Annotated in this window: 17 protein-coding genes; 2 read left to right on the top strand and 15 right to left on the bottom strand. The window is 29.3% G+C overall.

Features of this window, described 5'->3' with window-relative positions:
• Positions 1–60: 60 nt before the first annotated feature.
• The 9 genes from IPH62_12625 to IPH62_12585 all read right to left on the bottom strand — a co-directional run bounded on the left by IPH62_12625 (position 61) and on the right by IPH62_12585 (position 10,980).
• Positions 61–1,359 (bottom strand): flippase, encoded by a 1,299-nt coding sequence (locus IPH62_12625; protein MBK7106119.1) that lies wholly within the window; start codon positions 1,357–1,359, stop codon positions 61–63.
• Entirely contained in the window at positions 1,360–2,565 is a 1,206-nt protein-coding gene (locus IPH62_12620; GenBank protein MBK7106118.1) for a peptidoglycan DD-metalloendopeptidase family protein, read from the bottom strand.
• Positions 2,559–3,341, bottom strand: coding sequence for a DUF4292 domain-containing protein (locus IPH62_12615; protein ID MBK7106117.1), 783 nt, complete (start codon positions 3,339–3,341; stop codon positions 2,559–2,561). The genes IPH62_12620 and IPH62_12615 overlap by 7 nt, the downstream gene beginning before the upstream one ends.
• Positions 3,338–5,140, bottom strand: a complete 1,803-nt coding sequence (locus IPH62_12610) for a tetratricopeptide repeat protein (protein MBK7106116.1) — start codon at positions 5,138–5,140, stop codon at positions 3,338–3,340. Before IPH62_12610 ends, IPH62_12615 begins: the two co-directional genes overlap by 4 nt.
• A gap of 67 nt (positions 5,141–5,207) precedes the next feature.
• On the bottom strand, positions 5,208–6,149 hold the full coding sequence (gene rsgA, locus IPH62_12605) for a ribosome small subunit-dependent GTPase A (protein MBK7106115.1): 942 nt from the start codon (positions 6,147–6,149) through the stop codon (positions 5,208–5,210).
• Between the two features lie 89 nt (positions 6,150–6,238).
• Positions 6,239–7,684: an outer membrane protein transport protein gene (locus IPH62_12600; GenBank protein ID MBK7106114.1), complete on the bottom strand. Its 1,446-nt coding sequence runs from the start codon at positions 7,682–7,684 to the stop codon at positions 6,239–6,241.
• A 65-nt stretch (positions 7,685–7,749) separates the two neighbouring features.
• Positions 7,750–8,919 carry a hypothetical protein gene (locus IPH62_12595; protein ID MBK7106113.1) on the bottom strand — a complete coding sequence of 390 codons (1,170 nt, stop codon included), beginning with the start codon at positions 8,917–8,919 and terminating at the stop codon, positions 7,750–7,752.
• Positions 8,920–9,208: 289 nt separating this feature from the next.
• Positions 9,209–9,571 (bottom strand): hypothetical protein, encoded by a 363-nt coding sequence (locus IPH62_12590; protein MBK7106112.1) that lies wholly within the window; start codon positions 9,569–9,571, stop codon positions 9,209–9,211.
• 5 nt (positions 9,572–9,576) lie between these two features.
• A complete protein-coding gene (locus IPH62_12585) occupies positions 9,577–10,980 on the bottom strand; it encodes a cysteine--tRNA ligase (GenBank protein ID MBK7106111.1) in 1,404 nt (467 codons plus the stop codon).
• A 202-nt stretch (positions 10,981–11,182) separates the two neighbouring features.
• Here IPH62_12585 and IPH62_12580 point away from each other — a divergent pair, with 202 nt between their 5' ends.
• Positions 11,183–12,031: an EamA family transporter gene (locus IPH62_12580; protein MBK7106110.1), complete on the top strand. Its 849-nt coding sequence runs from the start codon at positions 11,183–11,185 to the stop codon at positions 12,029–12,031.
• Between the two features lie 84 nt (positions 12,032–12,115).
• A complete protein-coding gene (locus IPH62_12575) occupies positions 12,116–13,072 on the top strand; it encodes a lytic transglycosylase domain-containing protein (protein MBK7106109.1) in 957 nt (318 codons plus the stop codon).
• A gap of 1 nt (position 13,073) precedes the next feature.
• Here the strand turns inward: IPH62_12575 and IPH62_12570 are convergent, their stop codons facing one another.
• From IPH62_12570 to IPH62_12545, 6 genes are read right to left on the bottom strand one after another with little or no spacing between them, the layout of a single operon-like run.
• Positions 13,074–14,060, bottom strand: coding sequence for an RluA family pseudouridine synthase (locus tag IPH62_12570; GenBank protein ID MBK7106108.1), 987 nt, complete (start codon positions 14,058–14,060; stop codon positions 13,074–13,076).
• Positions 14,017–14,664, bottom strand: coding sequence for a signal peptidase II (gene lspA / locus IPH62_12565; protein ID MBK7106107.1), 648 nt, complete (start codon positions 14,662–14,664; stop codon positions 14,017–14,019). The genes IPH62_12570 and lspA overlap by 44 nt, the downstream gene beginning before the upstream one ends.
• Positions 14,665–14,691: 27 nt before the next feature.
• Positions 14,692–15,405, bottom strand: a complete 714-nt coding sequence (locus tag IPH62_12560) for a conjugal transfer protein TraR (GenBank protein MBK7106106.1) — start codon at positions 15,403–15,405, stop codon at positions 14,692–14,694.
• Positions 15,406–15,425: 20 nt separating this feature from the next.
• Complete coding sequence (locus IPH62_12555) at positions 15,426–18,602, bottom strand: isoleucine--tRNA ligase (GenBank protein MBK7106105.1); 3,177 nt, start codon at positions 18,600–18,602, stop codon at positions 15,426–15,428.
• 29 nt (positions 18,603–18,631) lie between these two features.
• A complete protein-coding gene (locus tag IPH62_12550) occupies positions 18,632–19,165 on the bottom strand; it encodes a hypothetical protein (GenBank protein ID MBK7106104.1) in 534 nt (177 codons plus the stop codon).
• Entirely contained in the window at positions 19,162–19,983 is an 822-nt protein-coding gene (locus IPH62_12545; GenBank protein MBK7106103.1) for a purine-nucleoside phosphorylase, read from the bottom strand. Before IPH62_12545 ends, IPH62_12550 begins: the two co-directional genes overlap by 4 nt.
• Positions 19,984–20,025 lie beyond the last annotated feature (42 nt).

The raw sequence follows: 20,025 nt of genomic DNA, 5'->3' as shown, positions 1-20,025 counted from the left end.
AAATAATTTTTTAAAGGAAAGACATTTCAACTAATTTTAAATAACAACAAATATTTTTTTTCATAACTCAGATGTTGCTTTCTTAAAAACATTAATATTTTTACGTTTTAGAAAACTTAACATTTTTATTGTTACAACTAATTCGGTAATTACAACCGCAACAGCGCTTCCAAACTCAAAATAAATTGGAACAATTATTAGTGAAAGTACAATATTTAAAATTCCGGCAATAATAATAATGTTTGCAAATTCTTTTTTGAAACCAAGATTTATCATTGTTTGAATTCCCGCGACATTGCTAGCAAATATTATAAACGGCAATACGGAAAGTATTTTAAGCACAATAACAGATTTAAAATATTCTTCACCAAGAACCAGTAAAACTATTTGTTCAGAAAAAAGAAAAAGTAAAATGCTCAGCAGAAATACGAAACTTCCCATTGAAATTACATATTTTCTGATAAAGCTAAATCCGGCTTCTAATGATCTAAGAAATTCCGATGATAAATGCGGGAAAATAGTTCTTCCGGCCGTTGACGTAACATTCTGAATTGCGTATCTAATTTTATCTGCGGCTGAAAAATATCCAACAGTTGTATCATTTGTAAAAATTCCTAAAATGAAAATATTGGAAATTGTGTATAAACTTATTGATACGTTTGACAAAAAATAATGCCAGCTATCTTCAAGTTGATATTTTATTTGTTCAACGGTGGGAATAAATAATTTTAAATTAAATTTAATTCTTGCAATCCATAAGCCAATTAAGCCCGTTAGAATTGAACTTATTGCATTTAAACTTACCAGAATAATTATATCATCTTTTGAATTTACCAACAGAAAAATTGAAATTACCCAAAAAACTTTTACCAAAATACTTATTGAACTTATATATCCCATTTCTTCAATTCCTTGAAAAAACCAAATGGGAAATAATGTTGTTCCGAAAACCGCAAGGAATGAAATGAAATAAATCATTGCATTATCATTAAACTTTGGGATAAATAAAAGTATTGGAACAATTATCAAAATGCTGAGAAGAAATAATAAAATTTTTACTCCAAGAACCGAACTATAAATTTCTTCTATTTTTTGCGGATTATTTTTTCTATTAATTGAAATATCTTTTGTTGCCGAAAGATGAAAACCGTAATCTGTTAAAACTGTGAAATATCCGATAAATGCGTTTGCAAAAGATACAAGTCCGTAACCATCCGGACCTAAAACTCTTACTAAATATGGAAATGTTACAAGAGGAAAAAGATATTGTGAAATTTGAAGTGCAGTTAACGAAGAAAAATTCCTAAGTAAAGTTTTATTTTTTTGAATAAATATTTTAATAAAATCTTTAATAATCATTTATTTTTTTACAAGCCATTCTTGCGGATTTTGATAATTCCTTTCGTTCCAAATTTCAAAATGTAAAATGCTACCTTCAAGACTTTCATTAACTTGACCAATTAAATCGCCGGCTTTAACTTTATTGCCCTCCAAAACATTTATGTCAGTCATATGTCCGTAAACAGTTCTGTAATCGTCTCTATGTGTAATTATTAAAACACTTCCGTAACCCGGAATCCATTCAATTGCACTCACAATTCCTTCAGCAACTGCGTAAACATCTTTATTGTCTTTTGCAATTATATCAATGCCGTAATTTAAAGTTACGGTTTTTGTTTTATCATTTTTATTTTCGCCAAAATCTCTTCCGATTTTTGGAGATTTTATCGGCCAACTTAAAACACCTTTCAACTGGGCAAAATTTTGAAAACTTTTATAATTAAAATCATAATTATATTCTTTTATTTCACCTTTAAGTTTTGCAGTCCGCATTTGTCTTTCTTTTTCTCTTTCCTTTTCAATTAAATCAGCAATCATCTTTTTAATTTTAATCTCAATCTTTCGTTTTTGATCAATCTCAACATTTACATTTTTTTTATCTTTTTTTAACGAAGCCAATAAAACTTTTCTGTCTTCTCTTTTTTTATTTAGAACTTCCTGTTCACTTGCTTTCTGATTTTTTAATTTCACTTTTTCCGAAAGTTCAGTCTCAACTGAATTTTTTGCTTCACTTAGTTTTATTTGATTTTCCTTCAATTCATTTACATTTGTTTCGCTTGCTTTATGAACATAATCCAAATATTTATAACGAATAAGTAATTGATTAAATGAATCTGAGTTGAACAAATATTTTAAAGTTGAGTTATCGCCTTGTTTGTAAATCCAAACCAAATAACTTCCGTATTCTTTCTGAAGTGCTTTAATTCTAGATTTATGTTTTACAATTTGCGAATTCAAATTGAGGATATTTTCCTCTTTTTGCTTTTCATCCTTTTCTATTTTTTTTATACTTTTATTCAAAAGTAAATTTTGATGATCTAACTTTTTTAATACGGAAAGATTATTTTTTTCTTTTTTTGCCAATTCGGAAAGTTCACCTTCAAGCGATTGGATTTGCTTCTGAATATTTTTGAGCTCACTATTTTTATCATCAATTTTAATATCATTCTGACAAAAGAAAGTTGCAGCAGAAAATAATAAACCGAATATAATTTTTCTTACCATATTTTTACACTTACATCTTTTGGCAAATCAAGCTGCAGATTTCCCAAATTTTCGTTAACTAAAATATTTCTATAATCAATTGTAACTTTTTGATCATTAATTTTATTTTGAATAATAACTGTTGAAGGAATTGCAACATTATCAAACATTTCAAAATCTTTATATTCACCATCAAACAAAAGAGTCTTTTTGTTTTTGTAAAGTTTAAAATTATTTATTGCCAAATTGCTAATCTGTATTTGATACAAGCTTTGTTTATTATTTAACGTATCTAAATAAGTTAGGTGATATTCTTCATCGGTTAATTTATAATTATCTGGTTCAATTCTTAATTTATCCGTTAAATTTACCGCACCGGCAAAAGCATCAATTAATTCAGCAAAACTTAAATCAATGTGAAAAATTTTATTGAGAATATTGTTATCATTTCTTCCTTTGTAAACTGTGTTTTTCATTTCATCATAAAACTCAAATTCGGATGAAGTTATTAATGCTTGCGCTAGGTCAATCCCAAAAGGACCATAAATAACAAATTTTAGAGAATCCGGTTTTTTTAGAAAAACTTCAAAAGTAGCTTTTGCATCTATTTTTTCTGATTCAACATTTATTATTCCGGAACCTTGAAATGTTTTAATTTTTCTTCTATTTGCTTCCAACTTTTTTATTAATCTATCTGCCGTAAGTATTTCTTCTTCATAAACCGGCTTGCTTGGAACACAACTTATTATTGAAATAATTAATAAAATATAAATGATAAAATTTTTCTTGTTTGTCACTCCAATCCTTGCATAATTTTTTGTTCAACATTTTCTAATTTGGGATCTAATTTAAGAGCATCTTGCCAAAGCAATTTAGCTTTTTCTCTATTTTCAAGCTTGTAATATACATCTCCCAAATGATCAAGTAAAGTTGCATTTTTATCATCAAACTCAATTGCTTTTTCAATATGTATTTTGGCTTCTTCAAAATTGTTCATTTTAAAATATACCCAGCCGATTGTATCAAGGTATGATGAATTTTCCGGTTCTTTTTCAACAGAAACCTTTACCATTTTTAATGCTTTTTCTAATTGAACTCCGCGTTCAGCAAGCGAATATGCAAAATTATTTAAAGTTAAAATATCAGTTGAATCTAACGAAATCACTTTATCATATAAACTGTCACTTTTCGTAAACAAATCTTTGCCTTCGTAAATCATTCCCATTAGACTTAATGCTTGAACGTTTTTTGAATCAATTCGCAAAGCACGTTCAAGATATTTCAAAGCTTCATCACTATGTTTTATTTGATGTAATGAAAAGCAATAAGACATTGTAGAATTTAAATCATTAGGATTAATTTCAACGGCTTTTTTCAAATATGGAACTGCTCCGTTATGATCAGAACTTTGTGCTAATGATAAACCAAGTATAAAATTTATCACAAAATCATTTGGGAATTTTTTAACAGCATCTTCCATTTCGCTTGCGGCAATTGCATAATCTGCGCTTTCAAATAATATTTGTCCAAATCTAATTCGCAAATCACTATTAAGCGGAGCTAATTCTATCGCCTTTCTGAAATAATTTAATGTTAACGAATCATTTTTTTGTTTATTAGAAATTTCTCCCATAAACGCATTTATTTGCCAATCGGAAGAATCTTTATCAATCTGCTGAAGTACATTTAACGCAATGGGTAAAAGTGTAGAATCATTTAAACTCTCTGCATAAAAAGCGGCACCAATTCTCATTTTAATTTCAAACGGAATATTTGGTTTGTTCAAAATCTTTTTATATTCTTCCGCACCTTTATCCCATTCCTTCATCTTTACATAAGCATTTCCTTTTAGCTCAATAAGATTTATATCATCTGGGAAAATTTCCAAGGAATTGTTAACTGTATTTAACGCTTTTTCATATTGATTTGTTTTGATGTAAGATTCAACAAGCATTTTTTGCAATTCTAAACTCGAAGGATTTAATTCCAAAAGTTCTTCAACGGTTTTTACAGTTTGATCAGATTGTCCAAGTCTTTCGTTAAGTTCGGCAATTTTTAATAAAACATTCCACTCCGGACCAGTAATTGCTAAAATTTCTTTGTAAAGTTTTAATGATTCCAATGGCTGATTTGCTTCATTTAATTGCGCCAAATTAAATCTTGCGTTTACATCAGAAGAATCCAAATTTACAATTTTTTCAAAAATTACTTTTGCAGAATCCGCATTTCTGCTGAATGAATAAACAGTTCCCAACAATGTTAAATATTCAACATTTTGCGATTCTAATTCAACGGATTTTTTTGAATTAATTAGTGCTTGAGAAAGTTTGTTTAAACGCAGATAATCTTTTGCGAGAGCGTAATAAATTCCGGCACTTGGATCTAATCTTAATGCTTCTTGATAATCCAAAATTGCTTCGGCATATTTTTCATCAATATCCATCATAGATGCATCAATGAATAATTGCTGAGCAGTTTCTTTATCGGCTTTAGAAATTTTACTTTTTACTTCTTGATTTTCCAAAGATTCTTTTTCAACGTGAGAAGAACAAGAAATTATAAAAATTACCAACAGAAAATAAATGTATTTAATCAATTAAATTTTGCCTAAGAATAGTGAATAAAATATAAATGTAAAATTATCAAATGAAATGTAAACTTGCTTAATAAAACATATCATCTTCAATTGTGTTGAGAATATTTAAATAACTTTGATAACGCTCAATGGAAATTTTGCCTTTTTCAACTGCATCAAGAACTGCGCAATCCGGCTCATGATCATGATTACAAGTATTGAATTTACAATTTTGCAGAAAAGGTTTAAACTCCATAAAATAGTGTGATAAATCTTCTTTCTTTATTCCGTAAGGATCAATTTCTCTAATTCCGGGAGTATCAACAATGTAAGTATTTTCCGCAACTTTCTTGAATTCTCCGGTAACAGTTGTGTGAATTCCTTTTTGTGAATAATTGCTTACTTCACCAACACGAAAATCCAAATGCGGAAACATTGAATTTAATATTGAAGATTTTCCAACTCCGGATTGCCCCCAAAATAAATTTACATTTCCGGATAAATTTTCTTTTAGTTCAGAAATTGAATCTCCTCTTTTTGCGCTAACTCTAAAAACATTGTAACCTATTGATTTATAAAATTGTTCCCAATTTTGCGAGTTATTATTTTCATCCAAATCTATTTTATTTATAACGATAGAAAAATCAATGTTTGCACTTTCTGCGGCAACAATTACTCTATCAATAAATCTGTTGTTGAATTCGGGGAAAATTATGCTGGCAACTATGTAAATTTTATCAATATTCGAAGCTATAATTTGCTCAAATCTTCTTCCTCTTTTTAATCCGCCGCGCAATTTTCCGGCTTTACGTGATAAATAATTTTTCCTATCATGAATTGATTCAATAACTCCAATTTCATTTGAGATTTTTGTAATTTCTACCCAATCTCCAAGCGAAGCAAAATCCAAAGTTAAAAGTTTATCTTTTTTAAGATTATATTCCTTTTTGAATTTTCCGCGCAACGAACATCTTAAAATTTCATCATCAGAAATTTTTACATAATAATCTTTACTTTCTATTTTAACAATTCTGCCTTTTATAAAAATTCTCCTTAAAATAAAAAAAGCACCCAAGAAAATAAGGTGCTTTTGATTACAAATCAAATTGAATTTGTGTTTTACATAAATATATAATTAACGGTTATACCAAATTTGTTAAGAGTAATTTCTTGATTTATTCTTGATAAATTTGTTCCGTAATTATCGCCGAAATTATTCCACCAGCCGTGCAAATATGCAAAGTCAATAATAAGATTTTTGGAAAGCGGTAAACCTAAACCAGCAGTAAAATATTTTTTATCATAATCTGAAGCATCGCCGATATAAGGTGAAGGATTATAAATAAATCCGCCGCGTAATTTCATTGCGGGGTATGGAAAAGTTACTTCAGCACCAAAATTGTAGTTTACTACATTTTCTAAATTTTCAACAATTTTTGCATTTTTTGTATCGAGATCAATTTCATCAAAGCCATCAGTAAATTCCAATTGTGAATAATCAATAAATTTTAAACTGGCGTTTAAATTTACAAATGGTAATGATGCAGAAATTCCTCCGCTTAATTCCATTGGAGTTGAAATTTTGTATTCAAATTCTTCTCCGGGATAATCTACATAATATCCGGCATTTGCAAATTCAGATTCGCCGTAAACTGAATAAGTTTCTAAAATTGTGTAACTTGTCGGGAATTTAATTGTAGCACCAAAATTTAACATATCGTTCATTTTATAAAGCAATCCCAAACGAAAATCAAAACCGCTGATATCCCACATAATATTATCATTCAAGTAAAACGATTGAAAATCAAATGTGCTTGAATCTTGAGAATCTAAATATCCGGTATAAACATTATTTACATCTTCTTCCCAATAAGTTCTGGTTCGTTTATATTCTCCGGAAAGTAAATTAAGAGTTCCGCCGATAAAAATATTTTTGGAAATTTCAAATGCACCGGACATAAGCCAGCTATTCAAACTTCCCTCTTCATCAATTGATCCGCTTTGGTTTAGTCTGCCATTTATATTTGTTACATCACCATCATAATCGCCATTTGAATTATACGTTGGGTAACTTAAATATAATTCGTAAGCCAAATCATCATTTGCAAAAGCTAAATCTTGAATCATCGAATTTGTATTAGAATTAAATCCATCAAATTTTACAAAAGAGTTATAATCATTAGATTGATTGTAACCAAAAGCAATTACTGCGCTTCCTTTTTTTGTAGGCAGCGGAAATACTAATCCAAATTGGTTTGTATTATTATTACTTTTTTCAGTTGTTGATGATGAATTAAAAATACTTCCGTTGTTGTTAAACGAATTTGTATTAATTCCAAAATTTAGCAGACTTTTTTTAATTGTTGCCAATCCAGCCGGATTTATAACCGCACTTGAAAAATTTCCCATAGAAGCAATTGAGCTATTTCCAAACGCAAGTGTGCGCGCATCAAAATCAACAGTTTGTTCACTTAGTCTATAAGCATCATTAAAATTTTGAGCAAAAATGTAATTTGAACAATTCAGCAAGAAAATTCCAATTACAAAATATATTTTCACCTTCATTAAATTATTTCTCCATTATTTTCAAAATTCAAAAAAAACCAACTCAAATTTTACACAGAAATTTCTTATCTATTTCTACCGCTGCTACTGGATCCTCTACTGCTGGAACTGCCGCTACTTGAACTACCGCTGCTTCTTGATGATGAACCACTTGATGAACTTCCGCTTGAGCTTGATCTGCTGCCGGATGAATAACTACCGGAACTTGAACTGCTTCTTGATGGAGCCGAATAGCTTGATCCACTTGATTTACTTGATCTTGAAGGCGAAGAATAACTTTTAGATTCGCTGCTTCTGCTTGAAGTTGATCTGCTTTCGTTTGATCTTACATTTGGTTTACTCATTGTGCTATTTTTGGTTTTATAACTTTTCTGAGTTGTGTAAGAATTTCTATCACCGGAATTTGATCTAGTTGAACCTCTTTGGATATAATCACCAGATTTTTTATCAATTGTTTTTCTTGAAGTAGTTCTATTGTTTACGGATTGTTCATTCGTATTTCTATCCGATCTCGAAATTTTTCTTGAATCAATTTTGCCATCATTAGATTTTGAAGTTCTTTCTCGCGAAATATTTATATCCGAAGTACTTCTTGTTGATCTTTCTTTACTAATTGAAACATCACCTCTTGATTTCGATAAACTAGATGATCTGCTCGTTGTTCCGGAACTTCGTGTTGCTCTATCTGCTGTATAACTTCTTCCGCCGCCGTCTCTTAATCTCGAATCATAATTAGTTCTGTGTTTTGTCTTACTAAAATAATGAGTAATTGGATAATGATAATAATCGTAATAATAACCCGAATTATACCAGCCGCTATAATAATTTCTGTAAAATGGATAATATGAAAAATAGAACGGATCATAAGTATAATATCTCCATGACCACCAGCCGTCCCACCAAGGATCATAAAATCTTGAATAAAATCTGTAACTTACACCGGGATAGTAATTATCATAAAATCTGTAAGGTCTTGAGTCATAATTAGAATCATCATAATATTCTTCATTTTCATAATTTTCGCCATCGTAATTTTCATCGGAATAATATTCTGAAGAATCTGAATATTCTTCATCCACATATTCCGAAGTATCAACATCTTCATTACGCATTGGTTCTTTATTTTCTACTTTATCCCAATAAGCTTCACGCTCATAATCATAACCGATTTCTGTGTAACATCCGGTTAAAGATAAAGTTAAAGCAAAAATTGCTAAATAAATATATGTTTTCATTTTTTCCCTCGTTGTATTAAAACAAAAGTATAAGTTCAAATTTTGAGCCAAAAAAAATGTCAATTTCTTTCGTTTTTGAATCAATTTTTAAGGATTTTGTACAAATTTTTAAACTCATTGTACAGTTTAATAGACAAATTTTCCTTTAATTTTTAGAGATTTTTATTATTAAATGAAGTTACGCAATTTGAGGTTTTTGTCATATTGAGCGAAGCGAAATATCTCAAAATAGAGTAAATTCGCAATATTGAGATTCTTCACTTCGTTCAGAATGACATTTTGCGTAACTTCAGTTATTAATTGATATAATTATCGGATTAAGCGAAAATCTTGAATTCACTTTTACCACAATTTTTCCTTCAATTTCATTTGTTGAAATAAAAACTTTGTTTGATTTTTTTTTAATTTCATTCACTAATTCTTTTCCTTCAAGTATTTCAAATGTGATATCCAAGTTTCTAAAACTAAGTTTTTGTCCGAATGAATTTATTCCGTAAAATTCTATGAAATTTTCAGAATTAGTTTTTATAGTTGAATTTTGAAAACTTGTCGAAAATTTAATTTCGTAGATAGAGAAAAAATAATTCCAAATTAGAAGTGAAAGAAAAATTGCAAAAATTACAATTGCAGAAATTATCAAAATATTTTTCACAAATTTTATTTGCTTAAAATTTTGTAGTAAGTTCCCTCTTTGCTGTCTTCCAAAATAATTCCCAAATCTTTTAACTTATCTCTAATTTCATCGGCGAGTTTATAATTTTTATCAAGTTTAACTTTTGTCCTAAACTCAATAAATAATTTTATCAATTCATCGTCTTTGGAATTTCTTGTAGAATTTTCAGAAAAAATTTCAATTCCCAAAACATTAGTTAAAGTTGATATTAGAAAATCTTTTGCGTTTGCTAAAACTTCTTTAGAAATTTTTTCATTCTTAGTTAAAAATTTATTGAAATCTCTAACAAAATCATAAATTGCAGCAAGTGCTTGCGAAGTATTAAAATTATCATCCATCGCACTTTCAAACGCAAAAAGATATCTATCAATTTCAAAAGGATTTAAATCCAACTCAATAGACGGTTTTGTGTTTTCAATTTTTTGCGCGAGATTTAGAATTTTTTCCAAACCTTTTTCTGCACCTTCAATTAAATCTTCCGAAAAACTTAAAGGTCCGGAAAAATGAGTTTGACTAAAAAAGAATCTAATTGCATTCGGATTATATTTTTTAAGAATTTCTCTTGCAGTAAAAAAATTGCCAAGCGATTTAGACATTTTTTCTTGGTTGATATTTAAGAATCCGCAGTGAATCCAATACTTTACAAATTCATTTCCGCAAGCGGCTTCACTTTGCGCAATTTCATTTTCATGATGCGGAAAAACCAAATCATTTCCGCCAATGTGAATATCAATTGTTTGTCCCAAATGTTTCATGCTCATTGCCGAGCATTCAATATGCCAGCCGGGTCTACCGTTTCCCCAAGGACTTTCCCAATAAGGCTCATTTGGCTTAACTTTTTTCCAAAGTGAAAAATCCAAAGGATTTTTCTTTTGTTCATTAATTTCAATTCTTGCACCGGCTTCCAAATCAGCTAAATTTTTTCCGCTTAATTTTCCATATTCGGTAAATTTATTTACATCGTAAAAAACATTTCCATCAACATTGTAGGCAAAGTTTTTATCAACAAGTTTTTGAATTAAATCAATAATTTCCGGCATATGTTCGGTTGCTTTCGGATAAATATTTGCTTTCTTAATTCCCAATTTCGTAATATCTTCAAAAAAAGCTTCGGCGTATTTATCGGCAATTTTTTCAACCGGTAAATTTTCTTCGTTAGATTTTTTAATCAGCTTATCATCAATATCCGTAAGGTTCATCACAAATTTTACATCATATTTTTTATATTCCAAATATCTTCTAATTATATCTGCAGAAACAAAAGTACGCGCATTTCCGATGTGAAAAAAATCATAAATTGTCGGTCCGCAAACATAAACCGTAACTTTTGGCGGATTTAACGGAATAAATTCTTCTTTCTTTTTTGTCAGCGTATTATAAATTAACATTAGAACTCCAAAATTGAAAAACAAATATAATAAATTTCACTTTCTTTAAATTACAAACACATTTAATTGAGATGAAGAATTTTTTCAATTATATATTTTGTGTGTCATTCCCGAATGTTTTAATCGGGAATCTATTTGCTTATTTATCAGAATCCATTCTAATCTGCGAAGGATTGACAAACTAATTTAATTATATTTGCGCATGATTTATTTAATAATTGTTTCCATCATTTGGGCGCTTTCATTCAGTTTGATTAAGGGAAATTTAAGTTCGCTTGATTCAAATTTTGTTGCATTTGCAAGATTGCTAATTTCATTTTTAATTTTTCTTCCATTTCTGCGAATCAAAAATATTTCATCAAAAATTAATTTTCATTTATTTTTTATTGGAATTATTCAATACGGAATTATGTACTTAACTTACATATATTCTTTCCAATTTTTGCAAGCTTACGAAGTTGCAATTTTAACTTTGCTTACGCCGTTTTTTATTGTTCTAATCACAGAAATTTGGGAAAAGAAAATTAATTATTTTAATTGGGTTACAGCTTTCATAACAATTGCCGGATCGTTTATAATAGTTTACAAAGAAAATTTTTCATTCGGATATTGGAAAGGAATTTTGCTTGTTCAAATTTCAAATTTTTGTTTTGCACTTGGGCAAGTTTATTATAAAAAAATAATTGAGAAAGATTTTGATTTTAAACCTCATCAAACTTTTGCACTTTTATATTTTGGAGCAATTTTAATTACGGGAATTTTTTCAATAGCTTCCACAGATTTTAAAAATTTACAAATTAATTCAAGTCAAATTTTATCTTTACTTTACTTAGGAATTGTCGCATCGGGAATAGGATTTTTTCTTTGGAATATTGGCGTTACAAAAGTGGAAACCGGAATTTTAGCAATTATGAATAATTTAAAAATTCCGCTCGGAGTTTTATTTGCATTTATTTTAATTGGTGAAAAAACAAATTTTATTCAATTAAGTTTTGGTTCAATTTTAATAATTTTTGCTTTCATTTTAAATTACCGATTTGCAAATCGATAATAAAAACTACTAATTATAAAATTAAAAATGGCTTTTTGAAAAAAGATAAACTAAACTTGCATTTAAATTTATTGAGACTGAAATATGAATGAAAATAATATAAAAAAATCAAAAATAGTGAAAACAACTTTTTTTATAATCCTTGGAATTGCAATTCCAATTTTACTATTTCAAAATTTTATTCCAAAAGATTCGGTAATTGTAAAAGAAGAATTTCAAAAAGAATATAAAATTGTTTCTCCAATTATTCCGGATGAATTAGAATTCTGTGGAGAAAAAGTTCCGTTGGAAAATTTTGAAGTTTACGAAAGATTGGATAGAGAATTTATTGTAAATACTTATTGGCATTCTTTAATGATTCTTACGATTAAAAGAGCAAATAGATGGTTTCCCGTTATTGAACCAATTTTGAAAAAAAATAATATTCCGGATGATTTTAAATTTTTATGCGTAACCGAAAGTACTTTGCTCAATTTAGTTTCGCCATCAAACGCCGTTGGGTTTTGGCAATTTTTAAAAACTTCGGGACAAGAACTTGGTTTAGAAATTAATGATGAAATTGATGAAAGATACAGTGTTGAAAAATCAACAGAAGCGGCATGTAAATATTTGCTGTCGGCTTATAATAAATTTGGAAGTTGGACAATGGCTGCGGCTTCTTACAATATGGGGAAGACCGGAATTGATGAACAAATTTCTCGTCAAAAGACAAATAATTATTACAATTTAGTTTTGAATGAGGAAACTTCAAGATATGTTTTTAGAGTAATTGCAACAAAAATTATGATGAATAATCCGGCAGAATATGGCTTTGATATTAAAGATGATGAATTGTACAAACCTTTTGAAACATATGAAATAAATGTTGATAGCTCAATTTCTAACTTTGCAGATTTTGCAAAATCAAATGGAATTAATTACAAAATTTTGAAATTGTATAATCCTTGGTTGAGAGATAATTTCTTAAAAAATAAACTGAAAAAAAATTATAAAATTAGTTTGCCAAAGGAAGGAACAATAAAAATAATTTCCGATTTATAAATTACTGTTGCTGACTTCTTAATTCAATTAATAAATTATTAAAATCTTCAGGCAGCTCAGAAGCAAACGTCATTTTTTCGTTTGTAATTGGATGAATAAATCCCAAAGTTTTTGCGTGAAGTGCTTGTCGATCAATTATTTCCAAAAGATTATTTACGCGAGCTCTAATTTTAGGAAGTTCAAAACCATAATTAATTCTTCTGCCGCCGTATGTGTGATCGCCAAAAATATTATGTTTTACGTGAGCTAAATGAACCCTAATTTGATGTGTTCTTCCGGTCATTAATTTTAATTTTATCAAACTTAAAAAATCAAATTCTTCCAAAACCGTATAAATTGTATGAGCAGTTTTTCCATCAGATTCCGAAACGGAAAATAATTTTCTATCACTTTTACTTCGTGCAATATTTGCAATAATTTCTCCGGTTGAATCTTTAAACTTTCCCCAGCAAACAGCCCAGTATTCTCTTTCCGTAGTTTTTGCCGCAAACTGCTTTGCCAAATGCGAATGTACTTCTTCACTTTTTGCGATAACTAATAATCCCGTTGTGTCTTTATCAATTCTGTGAACAATTCCGGCTCTATAATCTCCGTTAAAAGAACTTAAATTTTTTGTGTGATGAAGTAATGCATGAACCATTGTGGAAGTGTAATTTCCGTAAGATGGATGAACCACCATTCCCGCGGGTTTATCAATAATAATTAAATAGTCATCTTCAAAAATAATTTTAAGTGGAATGTCTTCGGGTTCAATTTTATCGGGTCTTGGTGAAACGGGAATTGTAATTTTAATTTCGTCTTTGGGAGAAATTGTATAATTTGATTTTATAAGATTTCCATTTACAGTAATCAAATTATTTTTAATAAGTTTTTGAATTCTTGATCGAGTTGTATTTTCTAAACAGTTTGCTAAATAAGCATCTATTCTTTGTTTTCTTTGTCCCTCAGTTATTACTAAGTTTATTATCTTCTCTGTTACTATTGCCATACTCTAATTGAGTTTCCAGTTTTTCAGAATTAATTTCGTTTTCAGAATTTTCTGTATTCTTTTTTGATTCTATACTTTTATGAAAAATTAAAATCAGCGCAACTCCAATTGTTACTGCAGAATCAGCAACATTAAAAATAGGAAAACTATCATAAGTTTTACCGAAAATTGTAAATCCAAAAGTATCAACATGAAGAAAATCAACTACTCTTCCATAAAGAAAAGGAGCGTAATCATAAATTACGCCGTAAAAAAATCTATCAATTAAATTTCCAATTGCACCGCCTAAAATTAATGCAAGTGAAAATCGATATAACAATTTTTCGTGTCGAACTTTGAATAAATAAACAACAATTCCAATACTTGCAATTAATGAAAAAATTGAAAGCAAAAGTTTAGCATAGCCGTCAACCTCAATACCAAAAGCCATTCCGGGATTTTCGACAAATGTAAATTTGAAAATATCACCAATTATATTTATACTTTCCCCGTATTTCATTCCTTGAATATTAATTCCTAAAGCCGGAATAGAAATACCTTTTACAAATATTTTTGTTATTTGGTCAACAAATACAACAATCGCTGAAATAAAAATTACTCTCAAATATTTTTCTCGTAATTAAATAATTTTTCACTTTTTATTTTTACAATCAACACAATGCTGTGTGTGCGGAACGGCTAATAATCTTTTCTTTGGAATTAAATGCGGACCTTCGGGTAATTCCAAACTATCAATACAAATTCCGTAAGTTCCGTTATCAATTCTTTGAAGTGCATCTTCCAAATAACCTAAAAATTTTGTTTCTCGCTGAGCCCACAAATATAATTTTTCTCTTTCTTGCGCATCGGTTCCTTGTTCTGCCATATGTAATGAATATGGAGAATTTTCGTTTACATATTGACCGGTTGTTTCATCCATCATTTGCTCTTTTAAATTTTGCAACTGCTCAATAATTTCTTTTCTTTTATCAAGGATTACAGTTTTAAATTCATCTAATTCCTTTTTAGGATAACCTACAATTTTTTTAGGAACTTTAGGTTTTACCGGAGTTACAACTACTTCAATTTTTTTTCCGGTTTTAGTTTTGCTTGGAGTCTTTACGACATTTTTTTTCACTGCTGGAGAAATTACTTTCTTAACAGTTTCCTTTGTAGGAACTGATTTTTTTACTGAACCTTTTTTAACTGTATCTGTTTTACCAACAGATTTTTTTACTGGTTTAACTACAACTTTAACCTTTGTCTGTTTTTTAGCAGCTGCTTTTTTTTCTTTTACATCTTTAGTTTTTTTAGGTGCTGCTTTTGCTGAAGATGGTTTTGTTTTAGCTGATGTTTTCTTTGCCATGTTTTGTCTCCTCAATAATATTACATTACCTTATTGATGGTTATACCACATTTAAATTCACCTATTGTTAATTCCTCGCTATAACCATTTCCCCCATCATTCTTATTTTCCAACTTATCTGCAAGAACTTCATTTTTAATATAACTTTCAAAACTCTGAATATATTTTTGTAATTCTAAATCTGCCATATAAAAAATATTAATTCTATCTGTAACTTCTAACCCGGAATTTTTTCTTAAATTTTGAATTCTGTTTACAAATTCCCTTGCGTATCCTTCACCAATTAATTCATCATTCAATTCGCTATCAATTGCAACCGTAACGCCATTCTCCGATTCAACAACCCAGCCTTCAATTTCCGTACTGATAATTTCTACATCTTCTAATGTTAATGTAATATCATTACCATCCAAAGTAAATGAAAAAGATTTCTCTGTTTCTAACTTTTTAATTTCATCTTTATTAAAATCTTTTATTCTATTTGCTAAATTTTTCATCATTTTCCCATACTTAGGACCTAATGATTTAAAATTAGCTTTTGCCGATTTACTTACAATTGCGGAATCATCTTCCAAAACTTCTAATTCTTTAATGTTAACTTCTTCTAAAATTACATCGCTCATACTTCTAACAGCATCTCTGCTTTTTGGTTCAACGGCAATCATAATTTTGCGAAGCGGCTGTCTAACTTTTAAATTATTTTTTGCTCTCATTGCTCTTGTAAGATAAACTACTTTTTGAGCAATTTCCATTTTTTCTTCCAACTCTTTATTTCGGTAAGTTGGAATTGGGAAATCAACTAAGTGAATTGATTTTCTATTTTCAAGTTTAGAAACTTTATTCAAATTTTGGTAAATCTCTTCAGCAATAAATGGTGCAAACGGAGAAGTTAATTTTGCAACAGTAATCAAACATTCATATAAAGTTTGATATGCAGAAATTTTAGATTTATTTATTTCTGATTTCCAGAATCTTCGTCTGCTTCTTCTTACATACCAATTAGATAATTCATCGATAGTAAAATCACTTACTAATCTTGCGGCTTTTGTTACATCGTAATTATCCATAAGTTCTTGATATTCTTCAACAACAGAAGATAGTTTTGCAATTATCCATCTATCAATTTCTGATCTTTCTCCATAAGGAATAAATTCTTGACTAAAATCAAAATTATCAATATTTGCATAAAGTGCAAAAAATGAATAAGTATTAATTAATGTTCCAAAAAATTTACGCTGAACTTCTAAAATTCCGTCTTCATCAAAGAGAGTAGTTCTCCATGGCGGACTTCCCGTAACCAAATACCACCTTGTTGCATCGGCTCCGTATTTATCAAAAAGTTCAAAAGGATCAACAGCGTTCCCTTTTGACTTTGACATTTTCATTCCGTTTTTATCTAAAATTAATTCATTTACAATAAGATTTTTAAAAGCAACTTTTTCAAATAACATTGTTGAAATTGCATGTAAAGTATAAAACCATCCGCGAGTTTGATCAATTCCCTCGCAAATAAAATCTGCGGGATAATTATTTTCAAATAATTCTTTATTTTCAAACGGATAATGATGTTGAGCAAAAGGCATCGCACCCGAATCAAACCAAACATCAATTAGTTCCGGAGTTCTAAAATAAATTTTATCATTTTTCTCAAATTTAATTTCATCAACAAAAGGTTTGTGAAGATCAATTTCTTCATTTGGTAAATCTGCAACTTTAATTTTATTACCGTTTCTTTCAACAAATCCTTCTTTTAATTCATCGATACTTCCAACAGCAAACATATCACCGTCTTCCGTAACCCAAATTGGTAAAGGCGTTGCCCAAAATCTATCACGAGATAAAGCCCAATCTTTATTTTCCTCAAGCCAATTTCCAAATCTACCCGAACCAACTTCCGGAGGATACCAATTAATTTCTTTATTTAGCTCAACCATTTTATCGGAAATTGCTGTGGTTTTAATGAACCAAGATTCGCGTGCGTAATAAATTACCGGAACGTTATCAAACCTCCAACTAAACGGATATGAGTGAGTTATTGTTTCCTTTTTATAAAGTTGACCTTTTGCTTTTAATGCTTGAATAATTTCTTGATCTGCATCTTTAACAAATTTTCCAGCATAATCTGTAATTTCTTCCGTAAATAATCCGCCGCGTGTTACCGGCTGAAGAAATGGCAAATTATAAGTTTTAGATAATTCATAGTCATCTGCACCAAAAGCCGGCGCAATATGAACAATTCCGGAACCGTCTTCCGTGCTTACAAAATTAGCTTCTGTAACGTAAAATGCTTTTTTATCAACTGTTAAATATTGAAATAATTGTTGGTAACTTATTCCCGCAAGTTGCGAACCTTTTAATTCTTCAATAATTTCATATTCTTCACGAATTACGGATAATCTTTCTTTTGCTAAAATTAAGTAAACGCTTTCTGTTTTAATTTTCACATAATCAATATTTGTTCCAACAGCCAATGCAACATTAGAGATTAGTGTCCAAGGAGTAGTTGTCCAAACAAGAAAATATGTATCGCCGTCTTTCGTCAATTCAGAATTTTCAAGTTTCATTAAAACATAAACCGACGGATCTTTCGTATCGCGATAGCCTAAAGCAAGTTCGTGGGAAGATAAAACCGTTTCGGATCGTGGGCATTGCGGAACAATTTTATAATCTTTAAAAATCAATCCTTTATCGAATAAAGTTTTTAACGCCCACCAAACTGATTCAATATATTCATTTGTGCAAGTGATATAAGCATCTTCCAAGCTTAGCCAATATCCCATGCGGTTTGTCATTTTTTCCCAAAGATCTTTATAAGTAAAAACCGATTCCTTGCATGCTGCATTATATTTTGCAACTCCGAATTCCGGAATTTCACTTTTACTTTTTATTCCTAATTGTTTTTCAACTTCAATTTCTACGGGAAGTCCATGTGTATCCCAGCCGGCTTTTCTATTAACTTTAAAACCTTGTAAAGTTTTGTAACGGCAAACTAAATCTTTTAAAGTTCTTGCCATTACATGATGAAGTCCGGGTTTACCGTTTGCAGTTGGTGGTCCTTCAAAAAATGTAAAGGGTTTGCTGCCTTCTCTAAGTTCAATACTTTTTTGAAATATATTTTCTTTCTGCCAAAAATCTAAAATCTCTTCTTCAATTTTTGAATAATTAACACTATTTAAATATTGTTTGTACTTTTCCATAACTTGAATAACTTAAAATTCCTAATAATTTATTTTTTTGAAAATAATTCCGATGCTTTTTTATTTGCTTCGAAAATTATTTTTTCTGCTTTTAAATTTGCTTCGTTAATAATATTTTCTGATTTTCTTTTAACTTCCAAAATTTCATTTTCATTATCAAGCTTTTTAAGATTTTCAATTTCTTTTTGTTTTGTAAATATTTCAGAAATCGACATTCCAAAAAATGCCATTACTCCAAGCATTATTATTCTTAATGAATAAAGAATTACATTTTCAAATAGCAAATTTTCCGTAAGAAAATAATCATTAAAAAAAGAAATTAGCAAAGAGCTCAAAATTGCCATTGCAACAATAACGGCAAAAACAATTTTACCACCGTGAACCCAACCCAAAGTATTATTCGTAAACCAGCCAATTCCAAAAATGAACAACGATAAAATAAACCAGACAACAAAGTTAATAATCTCAGAACCAAAAAGTTGCGTATTTAAAAAATTTGATAAAAATATTAAAAACGCAATTAATAGCGGTGATAAATAATATTTTAACTTTTTTAAACTCATAATTGTTTAATAACTTCTTTTAGTATTTCTGTCATTTTTGGTTCTGCATTCATTGCCGTTTCAATAATTTCATTAACATCAACCGGTTTTAACGAATCCGGAAAACATTCATCCGTAATTATACTAATTCCTAAAACTTTTATTCCCATATGATTTGCAACAATATTTTCCGGTATTGTTGACATTCCCACAACATCTGCTCCGGTCGCGCGCAAAAATCTATATTCGGCTTTCGTTTCCAAATTTGGACCAGCAACTGCAACATAAACACCTTTTTGAACTTTTATTCCATTTTCCAATGCAACTTTTTCAGCTAATTCAATTAAATTTTTATCATAAGGTTCGCTCATATCCGGAAATCTTGGGCCCAATGAATCTTCATTTATTCCGATTAAAGGATTATCCCCAAGAAGATTTATATGATCATTCATAATCATTATATCTCCTTTTTTGTAAATCGGATTCATTCCGCCGCAAGCATTTGAAACCAATAAAGTTTTTACTCCAAGAAATTTCATTACTCTTACCGGATAAGTAATTTGCTGCATACTGTATCCTTCGTAATAATGAAATCTTCCTTGCATTGCTACAACATTTTTTCCATTTATTGAACCAAGAATTAATTTACCGGAATGTGATTCAACTGTTGAAAGCGGAAAATGCGGAATTTTATCATAATCAATAATGTGTTCAATTTTTATTTCGCTGACTAATCCGCCAAGTCCGGTTCCTAAAATTATTCCAATTGGATATTCTTTTGAACTGTACTTTCTTAGTTCGGTTAAAGTTTCGTCAATTTTTTGTAAAAGGTTACTCATAATTTTCCAAAATTTAGAATTGTAAACTTAATTAATTCTATT

This window comes from Ignavibacteriota bacterium, from assembly GCA_016708125.1.
Taxonomy (GTDB): Bacteria; Bacteroidota; Ignavibacteria; order Ignavibacteriales; family Melioribacteraceae.
Note: the sequence above shows the minus strand (reverse complement) of the source record. Positions and strands in the feature narration are given on the sequence as shown.

Excerpts from the sequence above, each read along its gene's own strand:
- IPH62_12625 (MBK7106119.1), bottom strand. The coding sequence starts at position 1,359 with ATGATTATTAAAGATTTTATTAAAATATTTATTCAAAAAAATAAAACT.
- IPH62_12620 (MBK7106118.1), bottom strand. The coding sequence starts at position 2,565 with ATGGTAAGAAAAATTATATTCGGTTTATTATTTTCTGCTGCAACTTTC.
- IPH62_12600 (MBK7106114.1), bottom strand. The coding sequence starts at position 7,684 with ATGAAGGTGAAAATATATTTTGTAATTGGAATTTTCTTGCTGAATTGT.
- IPH62_12595 (MBK7106113.1), bottom strand. The coding sequence starts at position 8,919 with ATGAAAACATATATTTATTTAGCAATTTTTGCTTTAACTTTATCTTTA.
- IPH62_12585 (MBK7106111.1), bottom strand. The coding sequence starts at position 10,980 with ATGTTAATTTATAATACGCTGACAAAAAAGAAAGAAGAATTTATTCCG.
- IPH62_12580 (MBK7106110.1), top strand. The coding sequence starts at position 11,183 with ATGATTTATTTAATAATTGTTTCCATCATTTGGGCGCTTTCATTCAGT.
- IPH62_12575 (MBK7106109.1), top strand. The coding sequence starts at position 12,116 with ATGAATGAAAATAATATAAAAAAATCAAAAATAGTGAAAACAACTTTT.
- IPH62_12570 (MBK7106108.1), bottom strand. The coding sequence starts at position 14,060 with ATGGCAATAGTAACAGAGAAGATAATAAACTTAGTAATAACTGAGGGA.
- IPH62_12560 (MBK7106106.1), bottom strand. The coding sequence starts at position 15,405 with ATGGCAAAGAAAACATCAGCTAAAACAAAACCATCTTCAGCAAAAGCA.
- IPH62_12555 (MBK7106105.1), bottom strand. The coding sequence starts at position 18,602 with ATGGAAAAGTACAAACAATATTTAAATAGTGTTAATTATTCAAAAATT.
- IPH62_12550 (MBK7106104.1), bottom strand. The coding sequence starts at position 19,165 with ATGAGTTTAAAAAAGTTAAAATATTATTTATCACCGCTATTAATTGCG.
- IPH62_12545 (MBK7106103.1), bottom strand. The coding sequence starts at position 19,983 with ATGAGTAACCTTTTACAAAAAATTGACGAAACTTTAACCGAACTAAGA.